This is a genomic window from Streptomyces sp. NPDC104226, assembly GCF_055584085.1.
The window spans coordinates 44,007-59,585 of the sequence record NZ_JBVJMS010000017.1; the positions used below are offsets into that span (position 1 = coordinate 44,007).

The 15,579-nt window shown below is 71.3% G+C and carries 15 protein-coding genes, 5 tRNA genes and 2 pseudogenes; 17 read left to right on the forward strand and 5 right to left on the reverse strand.

Translation table 11 applies throughout. The annotated features are described in order from the left end of the window. Positions 1 to 21: 21 nt before the first annotated feature. From ACZ60J_RS37570 to ACZ60J_RS37600, 7 genes and pseudogenes are all read left to right on the forward strand, one after another. Positions 22 to 693: pseudogene (locus ACZ60J_RS37570) on the forward strand (DUF4241 domain-containing protein). 10 nt (positions 694 to 703) lie between these two features. Then, positions 704 to 1,432, forward strand: a complete 729-nt coding sequence (locus ACZ60J_RS37575; RefSeq protein WP_469688673.1) for an HAD family hydrolase — start codon at positions 704 to 706, stop codon at positions 1,430 to 1,432. Positions 1,433 to 1,518: 86 nt separating this feature from the next. Further along, a tRNA-Gln gene (locus tag ACZ60J_RS37580) sits at positions 1,519 to 1,590 on the forward strand. 26 nt (positions 1,591 to 1,616) lie between these two features. Then, a tRNA-Glu gene (locus ACZ60J_RS37585) sits at positions 1,617 to 1,689 on the forward strand. Positions 1,690 to 1,750: 61 nt separating this feature from the next. Continuing rightward, positions 1,751 to 1,823, forward strand: a tRNA-Glu gene (locus ACZ60J_RS37590). Between the two features lie 24 nt (positions 1,824 to 1,847). After that, positions 1,848 to 1,919 (forward strand) — tRNA-Gln (locus tag ACZ60J_RS37595). Positions 1,920 to 1,941: 22 nt separating this feature from the next. Further along, positions 1,942 to 2,014: transfer RNA gene (locus ACZ60J_RS37600), tRNA-Glu, on the forward strand. A 184-nt stretch (positions 2,015 to 2,198) separates the two neighbouring features. Here ACZ60J_RS37600 and ndgR read toward each other — a convergent pair. Then, on the reverse strand, positions 2,199 to 2,915 hold the full coding sequence (gene ndgR, locus ACZ60J_RS37605; protein WP_112450208.1) for an IclR family transcriptional regulator NdgR: 717 nt from the start codon (positions 2,913 to 2,915) through the stop codon (positions 2,199 to 2,201). A 184-nt stretch (positions 2,916 to 3,099) separates the two neighbouring features. On the opposite strand from ndgR, the gene leuC reads away from it, so the two are divergent. The 4 genes from leuC (at position 3,100) to ACZ60J_RS37625 (ending at position 6,314) form a co-directional block, all read left to right on the forward strand. Next, the gene (gene leuC / locus ACZ60J_RS37610; protein WP_469688674.1) at positions 3,100 to 4,524 is read left to right on the forward strand and encodes a 3-isopropylmalate dehydratase large subunit; all 1,425 of its coding nucleotides are present in this window, start codon (positions 3,100 to 3,102) and stop codon (positions 4,522 to 4,524) included. 5 nt (positions 4,525 to 4,529) lie between these two features. Beyond that, positions 4,530 to 5,123 carry a 3-isopropylmalate dehydratase small subunit gene (leuD, locus tag ACZ60J_RS37615; protein ID WP_469688675.1) on the forward strand — a complete coding sequence of 198 codons (594 nt, stop codon included), beginning with the start codon at positions 4,530 to 4,532 and terminating at the stop codon, positions 5,121 to 5,123. A gap of 137 nt (positions 5,124 to 5,260) precedes the next feature. Then, positions 5,261 to 5,488, forward strand: coding sequence for an SCO5555 family protein (locus ACZ60J_RS37620; RefSeq protein WP_469688676.1), 228 nt, complete (start codon positions 5,261 to 5,263; stop codon positions 5,486 to 5,488). 145 nt (positions 5,489 to 5,633) lie between these two features. After that, a complete protein-coding gene (locus tag ACZ60J_RS37625) occupies positions 5,634 to 6,314 on the forward strand; it encodes an HU family DNA-binding protein (RefSeq protein ID WP_469688677.1) in 681 nt (226 codons plus the stop codon). A gap of 299 nt (positions 6,315 to 6,613) precedes the next feature. On the opposite strand, the pseudogene cofC reads toward ACZ60J_RS37625, so the two are convergent. Beyond that, positions 6,614 to 7,276, reverse strand: a pseudogene (gene cofC, locus ACZ60J_RS37630) (2-phospho-L-lactate guanylyltransferase); the annotation flags it as partial. Between the two features lie 176 nt (positions 7,277 to 7,452). Here cofC and ACZ60J_RS37635 point away from each other — a divergent pair. From ACZ60J_RS37635 to ACZ60J_RS37645, 3 genes are read left to right on the forward strand one after another with little or no spacing between them, the layout of a single operon-like run. Further along, entirely contained in the window at positions 7,453 to 8,205 is a 753-nt protein-coding gene (locus ACZ60J_RS37635) for a lysophospholipid acyltransferase family protein (RefSeq protein WP_469688678.1), read from the forward strand. Then, positions 8,202 to 9,212, forward strand: a complete 1,011-nt coding sequence (locus ACZ60J_RS37640; protein WP_469688679.1) for an NAD(P)H-dependent glycerol-3-phosphate dehydrogenase — start codon at positions 8,202 to 8,204, stop codon at positions 9,210 to 9,212. Before ACZ60J_RS37635 ends, ACZ60J_RS37640 begins: the two co-directional genes overlap by 4 nt. A 39-nt stretch (positions 9,213 to 9,251) precedes the next feature. Continuing rightward, entirely contained in the window at positions 9,252 to 10,409 is a 1,158-nt protein-coding gene (locus tag ACZ60J_RS37645) for a D-alanine--D-alanine ligase family protein (protein ID WP_469688680.1), read from the forward strand. Positions 10,410 to 10,534: 125 nt separating this feature from the next. Here ACZ60J_RS37645 and ACZ60J_RS37650 read toward each other — a convergent pair whose 3' ends face one another. Next, positions 10,535 to 11,029, reverse strand: a complete 495-nt coding sequence (locus tag ACZ60J_RS37650; RefSeq protein WP_469688752.1) for a DUF3515 domain-containing protein — start codon at positions 11,027 to 11,029, stop codon at positions 10,535 to 10,537. Positions 11,030 to 11,052: 23 nt separating this feature from the next. Next, positions 11,053 to 11,286 (reverse strand): Lrp/AsnC ligand binding domain-containing protein, encoded by a 234-nt coding sequence (locus ACZ60J_RS37655; RefSeq protein WP_214947835.1) that lies wholly within the window; start codon positions 11,284 to 11,286, stop codon positions 11,053 to 11,055. A gap of 245 nt (positions 11,287 to 11,531) precedes the next feature. Here ACZ60J_RS37655 and ACZ60J_RS37660 point away from each other — a divergent pair, with 245 nt between their 5' ends. Together ACZ60J_RS37660 and thiD are read left to right on the forward strand one after the other, a co-directional pair. Then, positions 11,532 to 12,515, forward strand: a complete 984-nt coding sequence (locus ACZ60J_RS37660) for a thiamine-phosphate kinase (protein ID WP_469688681.1) — start codon at positions 11,532 to 11,534, stop codon at positions 12,513 to 12,515. After that, complete coding sequence (gene thiD, locus ACZ60J_RS37665) at positions 12,512 to 13,330, forward strand: bifunctional hydroxymethylpyrimidine kinase/phosphomethylpyrimidine kinase (RefSeq protein WP_469688682.1); 819 nt, start codon at positions 12,512 to 12,514, stop codon at positions 13,328 to 13,330. The genes ACZ60J_RS37660 and thiD overlap by 4 nt, the downstream gene beginning before the upstream one ends. Before the next feature lie 150 nt (positions 13,331 to 13,480). Here the strand turns inward: thiD and rpmB are convergent, their stop codons facing one another. Next, positions 13,481 to 13,666 (reverse strand): 50S ribosomal protein L28, encoded by a 186-nt coding sequence (gene rpmB / locus ACZ60J_RS37670; RefSeq protein ID WP_073911113.1) that lies wholly within the window; start codon positions 13,664 to 13,666, stop codon positions 13,481 to 13,483. Between the two features lie 242 nt (positions 13,667 to 13,908). Between rpmB and ACZ60J_RS37675 the strand changes: the two genes are divergently transcribed. Further along, a complete protein-coding gene (locus ACZ60J_RS37675) occupies positions 13,909 to 15,558 on the forward strand; it encodes a DAK2 domain-containing protein (protein WP_469688683.1) in 1,650 nt (549 codons plus the stop codon). Positions 15,559 to 15,579 lie beyond the last annotated feature (21 nt).

Here is a 15,579-nt window from a genome sequence, read left to right on the forward strand (position 1 = left end):
ACTCCGGGGAAGGCCCTCACCATGCCGATGACCGCGCCCGACTACGCCTGGCACTTCACGCCCGGCAACACCTTCTCCTTCGAGAGCGGGCAGACCGGGACCCTTTCCCTGGCCGAGGTGGGCGAGCTGTCGCTGCCCACGGGCCGGGTGGTCGCCTGCGACCCGTTCGTGTACCTGGGCTCGGGCGACGTCGGTGCCTTCACCACGTAGGTGCCCCCGGGCCGTTACCGGGTGGAGGCCGCCGTGGCCACGCTCGCCCGGCCCGGCGAGCCGGCGGCGTCCCGCCCCCACACGCGGGTCGTCGCCGCACGCCTCGTGATCCGGGACGCGCCAGCCGTGACCTGGGAGCTCGCGCTCCAGGAGGGTCAGGACACCGCCGAGCTCGGGGACGACGAGTTCTTCGGCTACGGAGTGGACGCGGGTACCGGCTGCTTCTACGACGCCTCCGCCGACGGGGCCTTCCCCGGCACGGAGGACGAGGAAGGACCGGTCTGGGCGGCGATGGAGACCGTGGGGGACGGGCCCGAAGTGTTCTTCGCGACGGGGCTCGACGGACACACGCTCGCCGCCTTCACCTCGGGCTGGGGCGACGGGGCGTACCCGACCTGGGTCGGCCGGGACGCGGCCGGCGAGGTGACCTGCTTCCTCACGGACTTCCTCGTCGTGCCCACGGGCGACGGGGCCTCGGCGTAGGGTCGGCAGCATGCCGATTCGTGCCGTGCTCTGGGACATCGACGACACCCTGTTCGACTACACCGGGGCCGACGCCGCCGGACTCGCGGCCCATCTGGTCGCCGAGGGGATCGCGGAGCGGTACGGCGCTCCGCTCGAGGCCCTCGCGCTGTGGCGGCGGATCACCGACCGGCACTGGGCGCGCTTCGCCGCCGGGGAGGGCACCTTCCGCGGGCAGCGCCGCGACCGGGTGCGCGAGTTCGTCGGGGAGCCCCTGCTGAGCGACGCGGGGGCGGACGACTGGTTCGAGCGGTACTTCGAGCACTACACCGCCGCCTGGGTGCTGTTCCCCGACGTGGTGCCCGTACTGGACGCCCTGGCGGGCACCTACCGGCACGGGGTGCTCTCCAACTCCTCCTTCGCCGCCCAGGACCCCAAGCTGCGCCGGCTCGGCCTGCGCGACCGCTTCGAGGTCCTGGTGTGCGCCGCCGAGCTGGGCATCAGCAAGCCCGAGGCCGGCGCCTTCCTCGCCGCGTGCGCCGAGATGGGCCTGGAGCCGGGGGAGGTGGTCTACGTAGGGGACCAGCCCGAGATCGACGCGCGCGGCGCCCGTGACGCCGGTCTGACGGCCGTGTGGCTCGACCGCGACGGATCGCGCGGCCCCGGACCGGAGGGCGTGCACCGGATCACCGGACTCGACCGCCTCCCGCAGGTGCTGGCCGGGGATACCCGTTTTGGAGCACGGTCAGGCATCCGGTAATGTTCTTTCTGCGCCGCCCGAGCGGGCCGAAAGGCCGGGCCGGAGGCGCTAACCGAACGAAAGTCCCTCAGGGTCTTGAGTTTTGGTGGGCTATAGTGTAATTGGCAACACGAGGGTTTCTGGTTCCCTTATTCTAGGTTCGAGTCCTGGTAGCCCAGCGCAGTGCAGAAGTAACGCAGTGCTTGCCCCCGTTGTGTAGCGGCCTAGCACGCCGCCCTCTCAAGGCGGTAGCGCCGGTTCGAATCCGGTCGGGGGTACAGATCCTTCCCGCGAGATCTCCAGGGTCGCACCCGGATGTTTTGATGCAGGATCGCTAGGGCCCCCGTTGTGTAGCGGCCTAGCACGCCGCCCTCTCAAGGCGGTAGCGCCGGTTCGAATCCGGTCGGGGGTACACAGTCTAGCTGGTCTAGACCTGTGGGCTATAGTGTAATTGGCAACACGAGGGTTTCTGGTTCCCTTATTCTAGGTTCGAGTCCTGGTAGCCCAGCGCAGTACCGCAGTAACAGCTAGCCCCCGTTGTGTAGCGGCCTAGCACGCCGCCCTCTCAAGGCGGTAGCGCCGGTTCGAATCCGGTCGGGGGTACGCACAGAAGAGGCCCTCCGCGTTCATCGCGGAGGGCCTCTTCGCTGTTTCCGGACCGGTGGGCCGGACCCGGGTCGGGCTGGACTGGACTGGGCGCACGCATGAAAACGGGCCCGGTGGCGCGTGTGCGGACGTGTGCGGCGTCTCACGCGCCTCCGGGCCCGGAGGGACGGGGGTAAGGGGATCAGCTGGAGCGGCGCAGGGCCTCGGTCAGCCGGGCGGCCGCGTCGATGACGGCCTGGGCGTGCATGCGCCCCGGGTGGCGGGTCAGGCGCTCGATCGGCCCGGAGACCGATACGGAGGCCACCACGCGGTTCGAGGGGCCGCGCACCGGCGCCGAGACGGAGGCCACGCCGGGCTCCCGCTCGCCGATCGACTGCGCCCAGCCGCGACGCCGTACGCCCGACAGCGCCGTCGCCGTGAAGCGCGCGCCCTGCAGGCCGCGGTGGAGCCGCTCGGGCTCCTCCCAGGCCATCAGGATCTGCGCGGCCGAGCCGGCCTTCATCGGGAGCGTGGAGCCCACCGGGACGGTGTCCCGCAGGCCCGACAGCCGCTCGGCGGCTGCCACGCAGATGCGCATGTCGCCCTGACGCCGGTAGAGCTGCGCGCTCTCGCCCGTCACGTCCCGGAGGTGGGTGAGCACCGGTCCGGCCGTGGCCAGCAGGCGGTCCTCGCCGGCCGCGGCGGCGAGCTCCGCCAGCCGCGGTCCGAGGATGAACCGTCCCTGCATGTCCCTCGCCACCATCCGGTGGTGTTCCAGTGCCACGGCAAGGCGATGTGCCGTGGGTCGTGCGAGCCCTGTCGCCGCGACCAGCCCGGCGAGGGTGGCCGGACCGGACTCCAGTGCGCTCAATACCAGAGCTGCCTTGTCGAGAACGCCGACGCCGCTAGAGTTGTCCATGAAACGATATTCGCGTCTCACACTGTGAAACGCAAGTTCAATTTTTCCAAGAACCAGCGAGTCTGTATGTGCGGGTCCACGAACCACTGGGTCCGAGCCGTCGTCCGGGACGTGGGGTACGGGCGATCAGGCGCACAAGATCTCTATGAAGCGCCGGCACAACCGGCCGGCCGGAGGGAAAGCGATGGGTAGGACACTCGCGGAGAAGGTCTGGGACGACCATGTCGTCCGGCGCGCGGAGGGCGAGCCCGATCTCCTCTTCATTGATCTCCACCTGCTGCACGAGGTGACCAGCCCGCAGGCCTTCGAGGGTCTGCGCCAGGCCGGCCGCAAGGTCCGTCGTCTGGACCTCACCATCGCGACCGAGGACCACAACACCCCCACGATCGACATCGACAAGCCGATCGCGGACCCGGTCTCCCGGGCCCAGCTGGAGACGCTGCGGGCGAACTGCGCCGAGTTCGGCGTGCGCCTGCACTCGCTGGGCGACGTCGAGCAGGGTGTCGTCCACGTGGTGGGACCGCAGCTGGGTCTGACCCAGCCGGGCACCACCGTGGTCTGCGGCGACTCGCACACCTCCACGCACGGCGCCTTCGGCGCGCTGGCGTTCGGCATCGGCACCAGCCAGGTCGAGCACGTGCTGGCGACCCAGACGCTGCCGCTGGCCCGCCCCAAGACGATGGCGATCACCGTCACCGGAGCGCTGGCCGAGGGCGTCACCGCCAAGGACCTGATCCTGGCGATCATCGCCAAGATCGGCACCGGCGGCGGCCAGGGCTACATCCTGGAGTACCGCGGCGAGGCCGTCGAGAAGCTCTCGATGGAAGCCCGCATGACCATCTGCAACATGTCGATCGAGGCAGGCGCCCGCGCGGGCATGATCGCCCCCGACCAGACCACCTTCGACTACCTCCAGGGCCGCGACCACGCCCCCGCGGGCGAGGACTGGGACGCGGCGGTCGCGTACTGGAAGACCCTGCGCACCGACGACGACGCGGTCTTCGACGCCGAGGTCGTCATCGACGGCGCCGCGCTGTCCCCCTTCGTCACCTGGGGCACCAACCCGGGCCAGGGCTCGCCCCTGTCGGCGAACGTCCCCGACCCGGCTTCGTACGAGGACGCTTCGGAGCGCCTGGCCGCCGAAAAGGCCCTGGAGTACATGGGGTTGACCGCCGGACAGCCGCTGCGCGACATCAAGGTCGACACCGTCTTCGTAGGTTCCTGCACCAACGGCCGCATCGAGGACCTGCGCGCCGTCGCCGGGATCGTCGAGGGCCGCAAAGTCGCCGAAGGCGTACGGATGCTGGTCGTCCCCGGCTCGGTGCGCGTCGCGCTCCAGGCCGTGGAGGAGGGCCTGGACAAGGTCTTCAAGGAGGCCGGCGCCGAATGGCGGCACGCGGGCTGCTCGATGTGCCTGGGCATGAACCCCGACCAACTGGCGCCCGGTGAGCGCTCCGCGTCCACCTCCAACCGCAACTTCGAGGGCCGGCAGGGCAAGGGCGGACGCACCCACCTGGTCTCCCCGCAGGTGGCCGCCGCCACCGCGGTGCTGGGCCACCTGGCCTCGCCCGCCGACCTGTCCGACGCCAACGCGACCGCCGGAGTCTGAGAACCATGGAAGCCTTCACCACCCACACCGGCCGGGCCGTCCCGCTGCGCCGCAGCAACGTCGACACCGACCAGATCATCCCGGCCCACTGGCTGAAGAAGATCACGCGCGACGGTTTCGAGGACGGGCTCTTCGAGGCCTGGCGCAAGGACCCGGAGTTCGTCACCAACCGCCCCGAGCGCGCCGGTGCGACCGTCCTGGTCGCCGGTCCCGACTTCGGTACCGGTTCCTCGCGCGAGCACGCCGTCTGGGCCCTGCAGAACTTCGGCTTCAAGACGGTCATCTCCTCCCGCTTCGCCGACATCTTCCGCGGCAACTCGCTGAAGAACGGTCTGCTGACCGTGGTCCTGCCGCAGGAGACCGTCGAGCAGCTCTGGAAGCTGACCGAGGCCGACCCCACCGCCGAGATCACGGTCGACCTGGTCGACCGCCAGGTCCGAGCCGAAGGCGTCGTCGCGGAGTTCGAACTCGACGACAACGCCCGCTGGCGCCTGCTGGAGGGGCTGGACGACATCTCCCTCACCCTTCAGAACGAAGCGGACATCGCCACGTACGAAAGCGCCCGACCGGCCTTCAAGCCGCGCACGATTCAGGCGTGATTCCGGCCTGAGCAGCGCTTATTCGCCTTAGGGTGATCACATAGGCAACACTGTGCCCCCTGCCGTCCGGCAGGGGGCACAGTCGTGTGTTGAGGCCCCGTGAGGCGACAACTCGCCCCAGATGGCACAATCTGTGCATGGAACGCGACAGTCAACTTGAGCTCTACGGACTTGTCGCCGACCGATTGAAAGAAGCACACACAAGGGTGCGCACACTGCAAGTCCCGGAGGGCGTAAGGATGGCGCTGACCCGGAAGCTGTTGGTCGTCACGGCCGTGGCGAAGCACGATCTCGCCGATGCGGCAGTGCGCCTGGACAGGTTGATGAAGGACCTCGACGAGGGTCGATTCCCTGAAGGCGACTGATGCGAAGGAACTCCGTAACGGCCTACAACGTTGCGGCACTAGGGTGATAAGCCCGTTTCGTGTTTGATTTGCGGTATATATCCGCCTAACGTGCGAAATAAGCTTGAACACATTCGTTCTGGCGAAGTCTCCGAAGGGGAAGACGTTGAACAAGGCGCAGCTCGTAGAAGCGATTGCCGACAAGCTGGGCGGCCGCCAGCAGGCCGCGGACGCCGTCGACGCGGTCCTGGACGCCATCGTCCGCGCGACCGTCGGGGGCGACCGGGTCTCGGTCACGGGCTTCGGCTCGTTCGAGAAGGTCGACCGCCCGGCCCGCTACGCCCGTAACCCCCAGACGGGTGAGCGCGTCCGGGTCAAGAAGACCTCGGTTCCCCGCTTCCGTGCGGGTCAGGGCTTCAAGGACCTGGTCAGCGGCACGAAGAAGCTCCCCAAGGGCGGCGAGGTGTCGGTGAAGAAGGCGCCCAAGGGCAGCCTCACCGGTGGCGCTTCCGCGACGGTCAAGAAGGCCGCCGCGAAGAAGGCCGCACCCGCCAAGAAGGCCGCTGCCGCCGCCAAGACCACGGTCGCGAAGAAGGCCACGGCCAAGAAGGTCACCGCCACCGCCAAGAAGACGGTCGCCAAGACCGCCGTGGCGAAGAAGGCCGCCCCCGCGGCGAAGAAGGCCACGGTCAAGAAGGCCGCCCCCGCGGCCAAGAAGACCACCGCCGCCGCGAAGAAGACCGCCCCGGCTGCCAAGAAGGCCACCGCGGCGACGAAGGCGCCCGCCAAGAAGACGGCGACGCGCAAGGCCACCGCGAAGAAGACCACCGCCCGCAAGACCAAGTAGGGCAACGAGTCACACACGCCGGGCCGGTTTCCCCACGGTGGGGAAACCGGCCCGCGGTGCGTGGAAGCCCCCTGATGGCGGGGGGTCCGGGGTCAGAAGGTCTGCAGCGTGACCAGGGTGATCCGCAGGCCCGTGCCCTCGCCGTCCGTCTCGATCCGGACCCGCTGCCCGGGACGCAGCAGCCGCAGGCCGCCCGCGTCGAACGCCGGGGCCTCGAAGGGCACCGGGGTGCCGTCGTCCAGCAGCACGCTGCCGCTGCGGGTCTGGGTGTCGTACGTGTACGCGGTCGCCTGCATACGGGCACTGTATCGGGCCGTATGGCGCCCCACGCCAAGGGCCAGGACCCTGCGCAGATCCGCCCCCGTGTCCACGTCCCGGCGGATGCTCTCGACGCCGGCGAGGGCCATTTCCACCGCGCCCGAGGCCGAATGCCGGGCCCGTGAGGGACCGCCGAACGAGGGCGCCAATTCCACGTCCGGAGCAGCGGAAAGGAGGGTCGTCCCGATTCCCGCCGCATCCGCCAGAAATGCCCGGGGAAATGCCGAAGCGGTTTCGAGCACGCGTTGCAATTCGGGTGGCCGCAGCGCCGGCAGATCCGCGTTCATCGCGGCCACCGCCGCCCCGGGCCTGCCCGCCCGTATCTCCCGCGCCCCGTGGGCCAGAGCGGCGTTGAGCCCGGCCGCCGGGGAGTCCGGCACGATCCGGGCCCCCAGCCGCGCCAGTTCCGCACCGGCCGCCGGATCGTCCGTGACGACCACCACATCCGCGACCGCCGTGCAGGCCAGCGCCCCTGCGACGGTGTCCAGGGCGAACGCCAGGGCCAGCCCCGGCCGGGAGGCTCCGACGGCCGGCGCGAGGCGGCTCTTGGCCACCGCGAGCGGCTTCAGCGGGACGACCAGACTCCACACGGCGTTCGTGACGGATCCCTTCCCTCCGGCACGCTCGCGCGCCGCTCGGACCATGTACGGGTCATGACCAGGTCATGCGGAGCCCCATTGTCACCTCATGCCGGGCCACCCGGGGTCTGGTCGGGGTGTCCGGGGCGTACGGTGTTCTCGACAGAGACCGGACCCGGGGCCACACTTGTCCGGCCCCGAGGTGGCCAAGCCGCGGACCGGTCCTAGAGGAAGGTGTCCGAGTGTCCCGCCGCAGAATCGGCTTCTGGTACCGCCTTGCCGCGGCCATCGCGAAACCGCCGCTGGTCGTGCTCTTCAAGCGGGACTGGCGGGGAATGGAACACATTCCGGCCGAGGGTGGATTTATCACCGCCGTCAATCACAACTCGTATCTGGACCCGCTGTCCTACGCGCACTTCCAGTACAACACCGGCCGGGTGCCCCGATTGCTCGGCAAGGCGGCCCTCTTCGAGGTGCCGATTGTCGGAGCCATCCTGCGCGGCTCCGGCCAGATCCCCGTCTACCGGGAGTCCACCAACGCCCTGGACGCATTCCGGGCCGCCGTGGACGCGATCGAGCGCGGCGAATGCGTGGCCTTTTACCCGGAAGGCACCCTCACCCGGGACCCCGACGTGTGGCCGATGGCCGGCAAGACCGGGGCCGCCCGCGTGGCGCTGATCACCAGGGCTCCGGTCATTCCGGTGGCCCAGTGGGGCGCGAATCTCGCGATGCCGCCCTACGCCAAGGAGAACAAGGTCAACCTGTTCCCGCGCAAAACCCTCCAGGTCCTCGCCGGACCGCCCGTGGACCTCTCCGCCTACTACGACCGGGAGCCCACCCCGGACGTGCTCAGGGAGGTCACCGAGGTCATCATGAAGGCCATCACCGGGCTGCTGGAGGAACTGCGGGGCGAGAGCGCGCCCGCGCAGCCGTACGACCACCGCAAAGCCAGGGCACAGCAGCGGCGCAAGGCCGCAGGGGAGGGCAACAAGTGACACGTCCCGTGAAGGCAGCCGTATTCGGAACCGGCTCCTGGGGCACGGCCTTCGCCATGGTCCTCGCCGACGCGGGCTGCGAGGTGGTCCTCTGGGGCCGCCGGCGCGAGCTCGTCGACGCCATCAACAGCGGCCGGACCAACCCGGACTACTTCCCCGACGTCGAACTCCCCGCGACCGTCCGCGCCACCACCGACCCGGCCGAGGCCGCGGCCGGCGCCGACTTCACGGTCCTCGCCGTCCCCTCGCAGACCCTGCGCGGCAACCTCGCCGCCTGGGCCCCGCTGCTGGCCCCCGAGACCGTGCTCGTCTCCCTCATGAAGGGCGTCGAACTCGGCACCGCCAAGCGGATGAGCGAGGTCATCGAGGAGGTGGCCAAGGTCCCCGCCGAGCGCATCGCGATCGTCACCGGCCCCAACCTGGCCGCCGAGATCGCGGCCCGCCAGCCCGCCGCCTCCGTGGTCGCCTGCGTGGACGAGGCCGCCGCCCAGCGCCTCCAGGCCGCCTGCCACACCCCGTACTTCCGCCCGTACACGAGCACCGACGTCATCGGCTGCGAGCTCGGCGGCGCCGTCAAGAACGTCATCGGCCTCGCCGTCGGCATCGCCGACGGCATGGGCCTCGGAGACAACACCAAGGGCTCGCTCATCACCCGCGGCCTCGCCGAAGCCACCCGCCTGGGCCTGGCGATGGGCGCCGACCCGCTCACCTTCTCCGGCCTCGCGGGCCTCGGCGACCTCGTCGCCACCTGCTCCTCGCCGCTCTCCAGGAACCACACCTTCGGCACCAACCTGGGCCGCGGGATGACCCTGGAGGAGACCATCGCGGTCACCAAGCAGACCGCCGAAGGCGTCAAGTCCTGCCAGTCCGTGGCCGATCTGGCCCGCCGCCACGGAGTGGACATGCCGATCACCGACACGGTCGTCGACATCGTCCACCACGGCAAGCCCACCCTGGTCGCGCTCAAGGAACTCATGGGACGCAGCGCCAAACCGGAACGGCGCTGACTGCTTTCCGGACGCTTGAGCGGGTACCCTCGTGGCGATATGAGCAGCGAGAACCTCCCCCAGACCCCTGAGCAGCAGGGCCGCAAGCCCCGTGTGGCCGTCGTGTTCGGCGGCCGCAGCTCGGAACACGCCATCTCGGTCGTCACCGCGGGCGCCGTCCTGCGGTCCATCGACCGCTCCAAGTACGAGGTGCTGCCCATCGGCATCACCACGGACGGCCGGTGGGCGCTGACCGCCGACGAGCCCGCCCGGATGGCCATCTCCGGCGGCGAGCTCCCCAACGTGGGGCAGCTCGCCGAATCCGAGGACGGCGCCGTCGTGCTCTCCGTCGACCCGGCCAGCCGCGAGGTCGTCTACACCGAGCCGGGCGCCGTCCCCAAGGCGCTGGGCGAGGTCGACGTGGTCTTCCCCGTCCTGCACGGACCGTACGGCGAGGACGGCACCCTCCAGGGCCTCCTGGAGCTCTCCGGCATCCCGTACGTCGGCTCGGGCGTCCTCGCCTCGGCCGTCGGCCAGGACAAGGACTACATGAAGCGGGTCTTCACGTCCTTCGGGCTGGCCGTCGGCCCGTATGTGACCATCCGCCCCCGCGAGTGGGAGAACGACCGCGAGGGCGCCCTCGCGCGCATCGCGGACTTCGCCGGGGAGCACGGCTGGCCGCTGTTCATCAAGCCCGCCCGCGCCGGGTCCTCGATCGGCATCACCAAGGTCGACGGCCCCGCCGGGCTGGACGCCGCGATCCGCGAGGCCCGCCGCCACGACCCGAAGATCATCGTGGAGGCGCTGCTGCGCGGCCGCGAGATCGAGGTCGGCGTCCTGGAGTTCGAGGACGGCCCGCGCGCGAGCGTGCCCGCCGAGATCCCGCCGGTCTCCAGCCACGACTTCTACGACTTCGAGGCCAAGTACATCGACTCCGCCTCAGGACTCGTGCCCGCCCCGCTCACCGCGGAGCAGACCGCCGAGGTGCAGAAGCTCGCGATCGAGGCCTTCGACGCCGCGTCCTGCGAGGGCCTGGTGCGCGCCGACTTCTTCCTCACCGAGGACGGCGAGTTCGTCATCAACGAGATCAACACGATGCCGGGCTTCACCCCGATCTCCATGTACCCGCGCATGTGGCAGGAGTCGGGCATCGAGTACGTGGAGCTGGTGGACCGCCTGATCCAGGCCGCCCTGCGCCGCTCCACCGGACTGCGCTGACCCCGTAGCGGGTCCGTCCCGCACGGAAGAGGACCGCCCGCCGCCCCTCGCACGAGGAGGGCGGCGGGCGGTCCTCTTCCGCGCGAGCGGGCCCGGGGAGACCGGCGGGAGGGTCGGTCCGGGGGTCAGTACGAGGAGACGCCCACGGGAACGGTCTTGGCGATCGCGGCGGACAGGCCCACCAGCATCCCCGCATCCGTGGCATGCTCCTTGTCGACCCGGACCTCCGTGTACGCCAGCCGACTCCCGGTGGTGAAGCGGAAGCCGCCGTCGCCCAGCTTTTCCAGGAGCCAGCCGACACCGTTCACGTCGACGCCCTCCGCCTTTTCGTCCAGCATCTTGGCGGGCCTGGGGATACCGCACCGCAGTACGATCGCCGAGCCACCCCACGCGGCGGTCAGGTCCGACTCCGGCAGCGCCGGGGTCCGGGCCAGCGAGGCCACCGTTCCCGGGAGCTCTTTGTGCAGCGCCGCACAGAGACCCGCGACATCCGCGGGCGGAGCGGACGGCGGATTCACCCGTGCCTCGGAATCACCCGGGGAACAGCCCACGAGGGCCGCCGAGGCGGCCAGCGCGGTCAGTGCGGCGAGCAGAGAGAAGGGCCGGCGGTGTCGTGACATCACCGGCCAAGAGTAGACGGGGGCTACAGATGGACGACCGGGCAGGTCAGGGTGCGGGTGATCCCCTCCACCTGCTGGACCTTGGCCACGACCATGCGGCCGAGCTCGTCCACGGTGTCGGCCTGGGCGCGCACGATCACGTCGTACGGGCCCGTCACGTCCTCGGCCTGGATCACCCCCGCGATCTGCGCGATGGACTCGGCGACGAACGACGCCTTGCCCACCTCGGTCTGGATGAGGATGTACGCCTGTACCACGGAACCTCCAGGGCGGCCACGAGGATCATTTCCCCTACCCTTCGGGTGGGCCCGGGGATGACGGGTGGGCCCGGGGAAGAAGGGACGCCACGGTACCGCGTTGCCGAGTGCCGCGGGGAGACCCGCGGGTCCGGCTCCACGCTGAGCGGGGCGTACGGAGAGCAGAAGTTGACGTATCTGTTGACGGTACCCAGAGCTGTGACGGCTCGCGACCGCAAGCGGACTGGGCAAGAAGGGGCACAGCGATGAAGGGCACTGTGGGCGAGCTGGGGGAGTTCGGGCTCATTCGGGAGCTCACCTCACGGCTCACCACCACCCCGGCGGTCCGGGTCGGCCCGGGCGACGACGCCGCGGTGGTGTCGGCCCCCGACCGGCGGGTCGTGGCGAGCACGGACATCCTGCTGGAGGGCAGGCACTTCCGGCGCGACTGGTCCACCGCCTACGACGTCGGCCGCAAGGCCGCCGCGCAGAACCTCGCGGACATCGCCGCCATGGGCGCGGTGCCCACCGCGCTGCTTCTCGGCCTCGTCGTCCCGGCGGAGCTGCCGGCCACCTGGCCCACCGAGCTGATGGACGGCATCCGCGACGAATGCCAGGTCGCCGGCGCGGCCGTGGTCGGCGGCGACGTGGTCCGCGGCGACGTCATCACCGTGGCCATCACGGCCCTCGGCGACCTGCGCAACCACGAACCCGTGCTGCGCTCCGGCGCCCGGCCCGGCGACGTCGTGGCCGTGACCGGCTGGCTCGGCTGGTCCGCCGCGGGCTTCGCCGTGCTCTCGCGGGGCTTCCGCTCGCCGCGCGCCTTCGTCGAGGCCCACCGGCGCCCCGAGCCGCCGTACCACGCGGGCCCCGCGGCCGCCGGGCTCGGCGCCACCGCCATGACCGACGTCAGCGACGGCCTGATCGCCGACCTCGGGCACATCGCCGAGGCCAGCAAGGTACGGATCGACCTGCGCTCGGCGGCCGTCGACATCCCGACGCAGATGCACGACATCGGCCAGGCCGTCGGCGTGGACCCGCTCCAGTGGGTCCTCACCGGGGGAGAGGACCACGCGATCGTCGCCACCTTCCCGCCGGACGTGAAGCTCCCGGCCCGCTGGAAGGTCATCGGCGAGGTCCAGAACCGCTCCGCGCTGCCCCAGGTGACCGTCGACGGCGCCCCCTGGGCCGCCACCGGCGGATGGGACCACTTCGGCGGGGACACGGCTGCCGAGGACACCCCGCGGTGAGCGGCTCCCGGATACCGCGCCCGCACCCGCCGCTGTGCCTGACCGTCGCCGGATCCGACTCCGGCGGCGGCGCCGGCATCCAGGCCGACCTCAAGACCATGCTGGCGCTCGGGGTCCACGGGATGAGCGTGGTGACCGCTGTGACCGCGCAGAACTCGCTGGGCGTCAAAGGCGTCTGGGAACTGCCCGCCGAGGCCGTGAAGGGCCAGTACAGGGCCGTGGTGGACGATATCGGCGTCCAGGCCGTGAAGACGGGAATGCTCTCCTCCGCCGCCCTCGTGGAGACCGTGGCCGAGCTGCTCGCCGCGACCGCCGCCCCGGCCGTCGTGGACCCGGTGGGCGTCTCCAAGCACGGGGACGCGCTCCTCGCCGCCACCGCGCTGGACGCCGTACGGGGAGAACTGCTGCCCCGGGCCACGGTCGCCACGCCGAACCTGGACGAGGTGACCCAGCTCACCGGAGTCGTCGTGGAGACCGAGGACGACATGCGCCGGGCCGCCGACGCGGTCCTCGCGTACGGGCCCGCCTGGGCGCTGATCAAGGGCGGCCACCTCGCCGCCCACGGGGACGAGGCCGTGGACCTCCTCACGGACGGCACCGAGGAACGCTGGCTGCGCGCCCCGCGCCACGACAACCGGCACACCCACGGCACCGGCTGCACGCTCGCCAGCGCGATCGCCGCGGGCCTGGCCAAGGGTCGGACCGTCCCGGAGGCCGTCACCGAGGCCAAGGAGTACGTCACCGGAGCCATCGCCGCCGGGTTCGCCCTGGGCGGGGGCATCGGACCGGTGGACCACGCGTGGCGGTGGCGCTGAAACGCCTGTAGGGCCTGCTCCCTCCCGTGGGTTCACGGAAGGGAGCAGGCCCTACAGGTCCGATCGCGTTCGATCAGGCAAAGCAAGAGGCCGGTCCACCAGGTGGACCGGCCTTCTCAGCAACCGGAAAGGGCTGCGCTGCGACGGGCGTCAGCGCGAGACCTTGCCGGCCTTGATGCACGAGGTGCAGGCGTTGAGGCGCTTCGGCGTCCCATTGACCACGGCACGGACACGCTGGATGTTCGGGTTCCAGCGACGCGAGGTGCGGCGGTGCGAGTGGGAAATGCTGTTGCCGAAGCTCGGCCCCTTGGCGCAAACGTCGCAGTTGGCAGCCACAGGTCACTCCAAAGACTTCAGATGCACTTACAGTGAATCCCGGCGCACCGGTATCAGGGATCTGAAGTGGCTTGCCGGGGGGATGGCCCGACTCTCATCGGGCAACCGGAGCAGCATACAGCGACTGCCTCGGTCCAAGAAAACTACCATGGCCACGGCCACCCCCGCCCCGGGGTCCCGCCGGCCCGGCAGTCCTTCGTTACCCTGCGGTGAACCCTGGCCCGCACAAGGAGGAACGCCCGGTGGCGCACCAGCCTCAGCCGTACCCCCTGAACGCCGAAGCGGTACGCACCTGGAGCTCGCTGGCCCTGGCCGCACTGGGCCGGGCCCGCGAGGACATCGACGCGATCAACGTCTATCCCGTCGCCGACGCGGACACCGGCACCAACCTCTACCTGACCGCCGAATCGGCCGACCGCGAGCTCGCGGACCTCCTCGCCGGAGTGACGGACGGCACAGCCGCACCCTCCCTCCCCGAGGCGGTACGGGCCTTCGCGCACGGCGCCCTGATAGGCGCCCGGGGCAACTCCGGGACGATCCTCGCGCAGCTGCTGCGCGGAGTGGCCGACGTACTCGGCGACGAACCCGCCGGACGCGACCCCGCGCGGCTGCTCGCGCAGGCGCTGACCCGGGCGGCCGAAGAGGCCTACCGGGCGGTCGCGCACCCGGTGGAGGGCACCATGCTCACCGTCGCCACCGCCGCCGCACAGGCCGCCGAGACCGCGGCCCGGGCCACCGAGACCGCCGCCGACGTGGCCGGGGCCGCCTACGACGGAGCCCGCGCGGCCCTCGCGCAGACCCCGGAGCAGCTGGCCGCGCTCGGGCGGGCCGGAGTGGTCGACGCCGGGGGCTGCGGACTGGTCGCCGTACTCGGGGCCCTGTGGCAGGCGCTGTCCGGACGGGAGCCGGCCTCCGAACCGGTGCGCGGCCGGGCCGTGCCCGTACCGAGGCCGCCGGAGCCCTGCGCCGAGGAGGAGCAGGACGGCGGACCCGCCTACGAGGTGATCTACCTCCTGGAGGCCCCCGAGACGGAGGTCGACCGGCTGCGCACCCGGCTCGACGCCCTCGGGGACTCCCTCGTCGTGGTCGGCGGCGACGGCCTGTGGAACGTCCACGTCCACGTCGACGACCCCGGCGCGGCCGTGGAGGCCGCGGTGGTCGCCGGGCGGCCGTACCGGATCCGCATCACGCACTTCGGCGACGAACGCCGCCGGGCCCGCGGCGAGCGCTCCCAGCGCGCGGTCGTCGCCGTGGTCCAGGGCGAGGGGCTGGCCGGGCTCTGCGGGGAGGCCGGCGCCACCACCCTGCTCGCCCGGCCCGGGGAACCGCCGGCCGTCGCCGAACTGGCCGACGCCATCCGCGAGGCGCACGCCCGCGAGGTCGTCCTGCTCCCGAACGGCGCCGAACTGCGCGCGGTCGCGGCAGCCGCCGCCCGGCAGGCGCGCGCCGAAGGCGTACGGGTCGCCGTGATCCCCACCCGCTCCGAGGTCCAGGGCCTGGCCGCGCTCGCCGTCCACGACCCGGAGGGCACCTTCGACGAGGACGTGGTCGCCATGACGGCGGCCGCCGGAGCCACCCGCTACGGCGAACTCGCCGTCGCCGAAAGGCAGTCCTTCACCTCGGCCGGCATCTGCCAGGCCGGCGACGTGCTCGGGCTCATCGACGGCGACGTGGCCGTCATCGGCACGGGCCTGGCCGAGACCGCCGAGGCCGTCCTGGCCCGCATGCTCGGATCGGGCGGCGAACTGGTCACCCTCGTCCTGGGCCCCGAGGTGCCGGACGCGCTGGCCGAGCGCCTGGAGGCGTACGTCCAGCACGGCCACCTCGCCGTCGACACCGTCACCTACCAGGGCGGCCGCTGGTCCGCCCCGCTGCTCATCGGGGTGGAATAGCCGGGTTGTCGGCCCCATGGT

Bases quoted from the DNA above. Each gene is read 5' to 3' on its own strand.
- ACZ60J_RS37575 (WP_469688673.1), top strand. From the start codon at position 704: ATGCCGATTCGTGCCGTGCTCTGGGACATCGACGACACCCTGTTCGAC.
- ndgR (WP_112450208.1), bottom strand. From the start codon at position 2,915: ATGGACAACTCTAGCGGCGTCGGCGTTCTCGACAAGGCAGCTCTGGTA.
- leuC (WP_469688674.1), top strand. From the start codon at position 3,100: ATGGGTAGGACACTCGCGGAGAAGGTCTGGGACGACCATGTCGTCCGG.
- leuD (WP_469688675.1), top strand. From the start codon at position 4,530: ATGGAAGCCTTCACCACCCACACCGGCCGGGCCGTCCCGCTGCGCCGC.
- ACZ60J_RS37620 (WP_469688676.1), top strand. From the start codon at position 5,261: ATGGAACGCGACAGTCAACTTGAGCTCTACGGACTTGTCGCCGACCGA.
- ACZ60J_RS37645 (WP_469688680.1), top strand. From the start codon at position 9,252: ATGAGCAGCGAGAACCTCCCCCAGACCCCTGAGCAGCAGGGCCGCAAG.
- ACZ60J_RS37650 (WP_469688752.1), bottom strand. From the start codon at position 11,029: ATGTCACGACACCGCCGGCCCTTCTCTCTGCTCGCCGCACTGACCGCG.
- ACZ60J_RS37660 (WP_469688681.1), top strand. From the start codon at position 11,532: ATGAAGGGCACTGTGGGCGAGCTGGGGGAGTTCGGGCTCATTCGGGAG.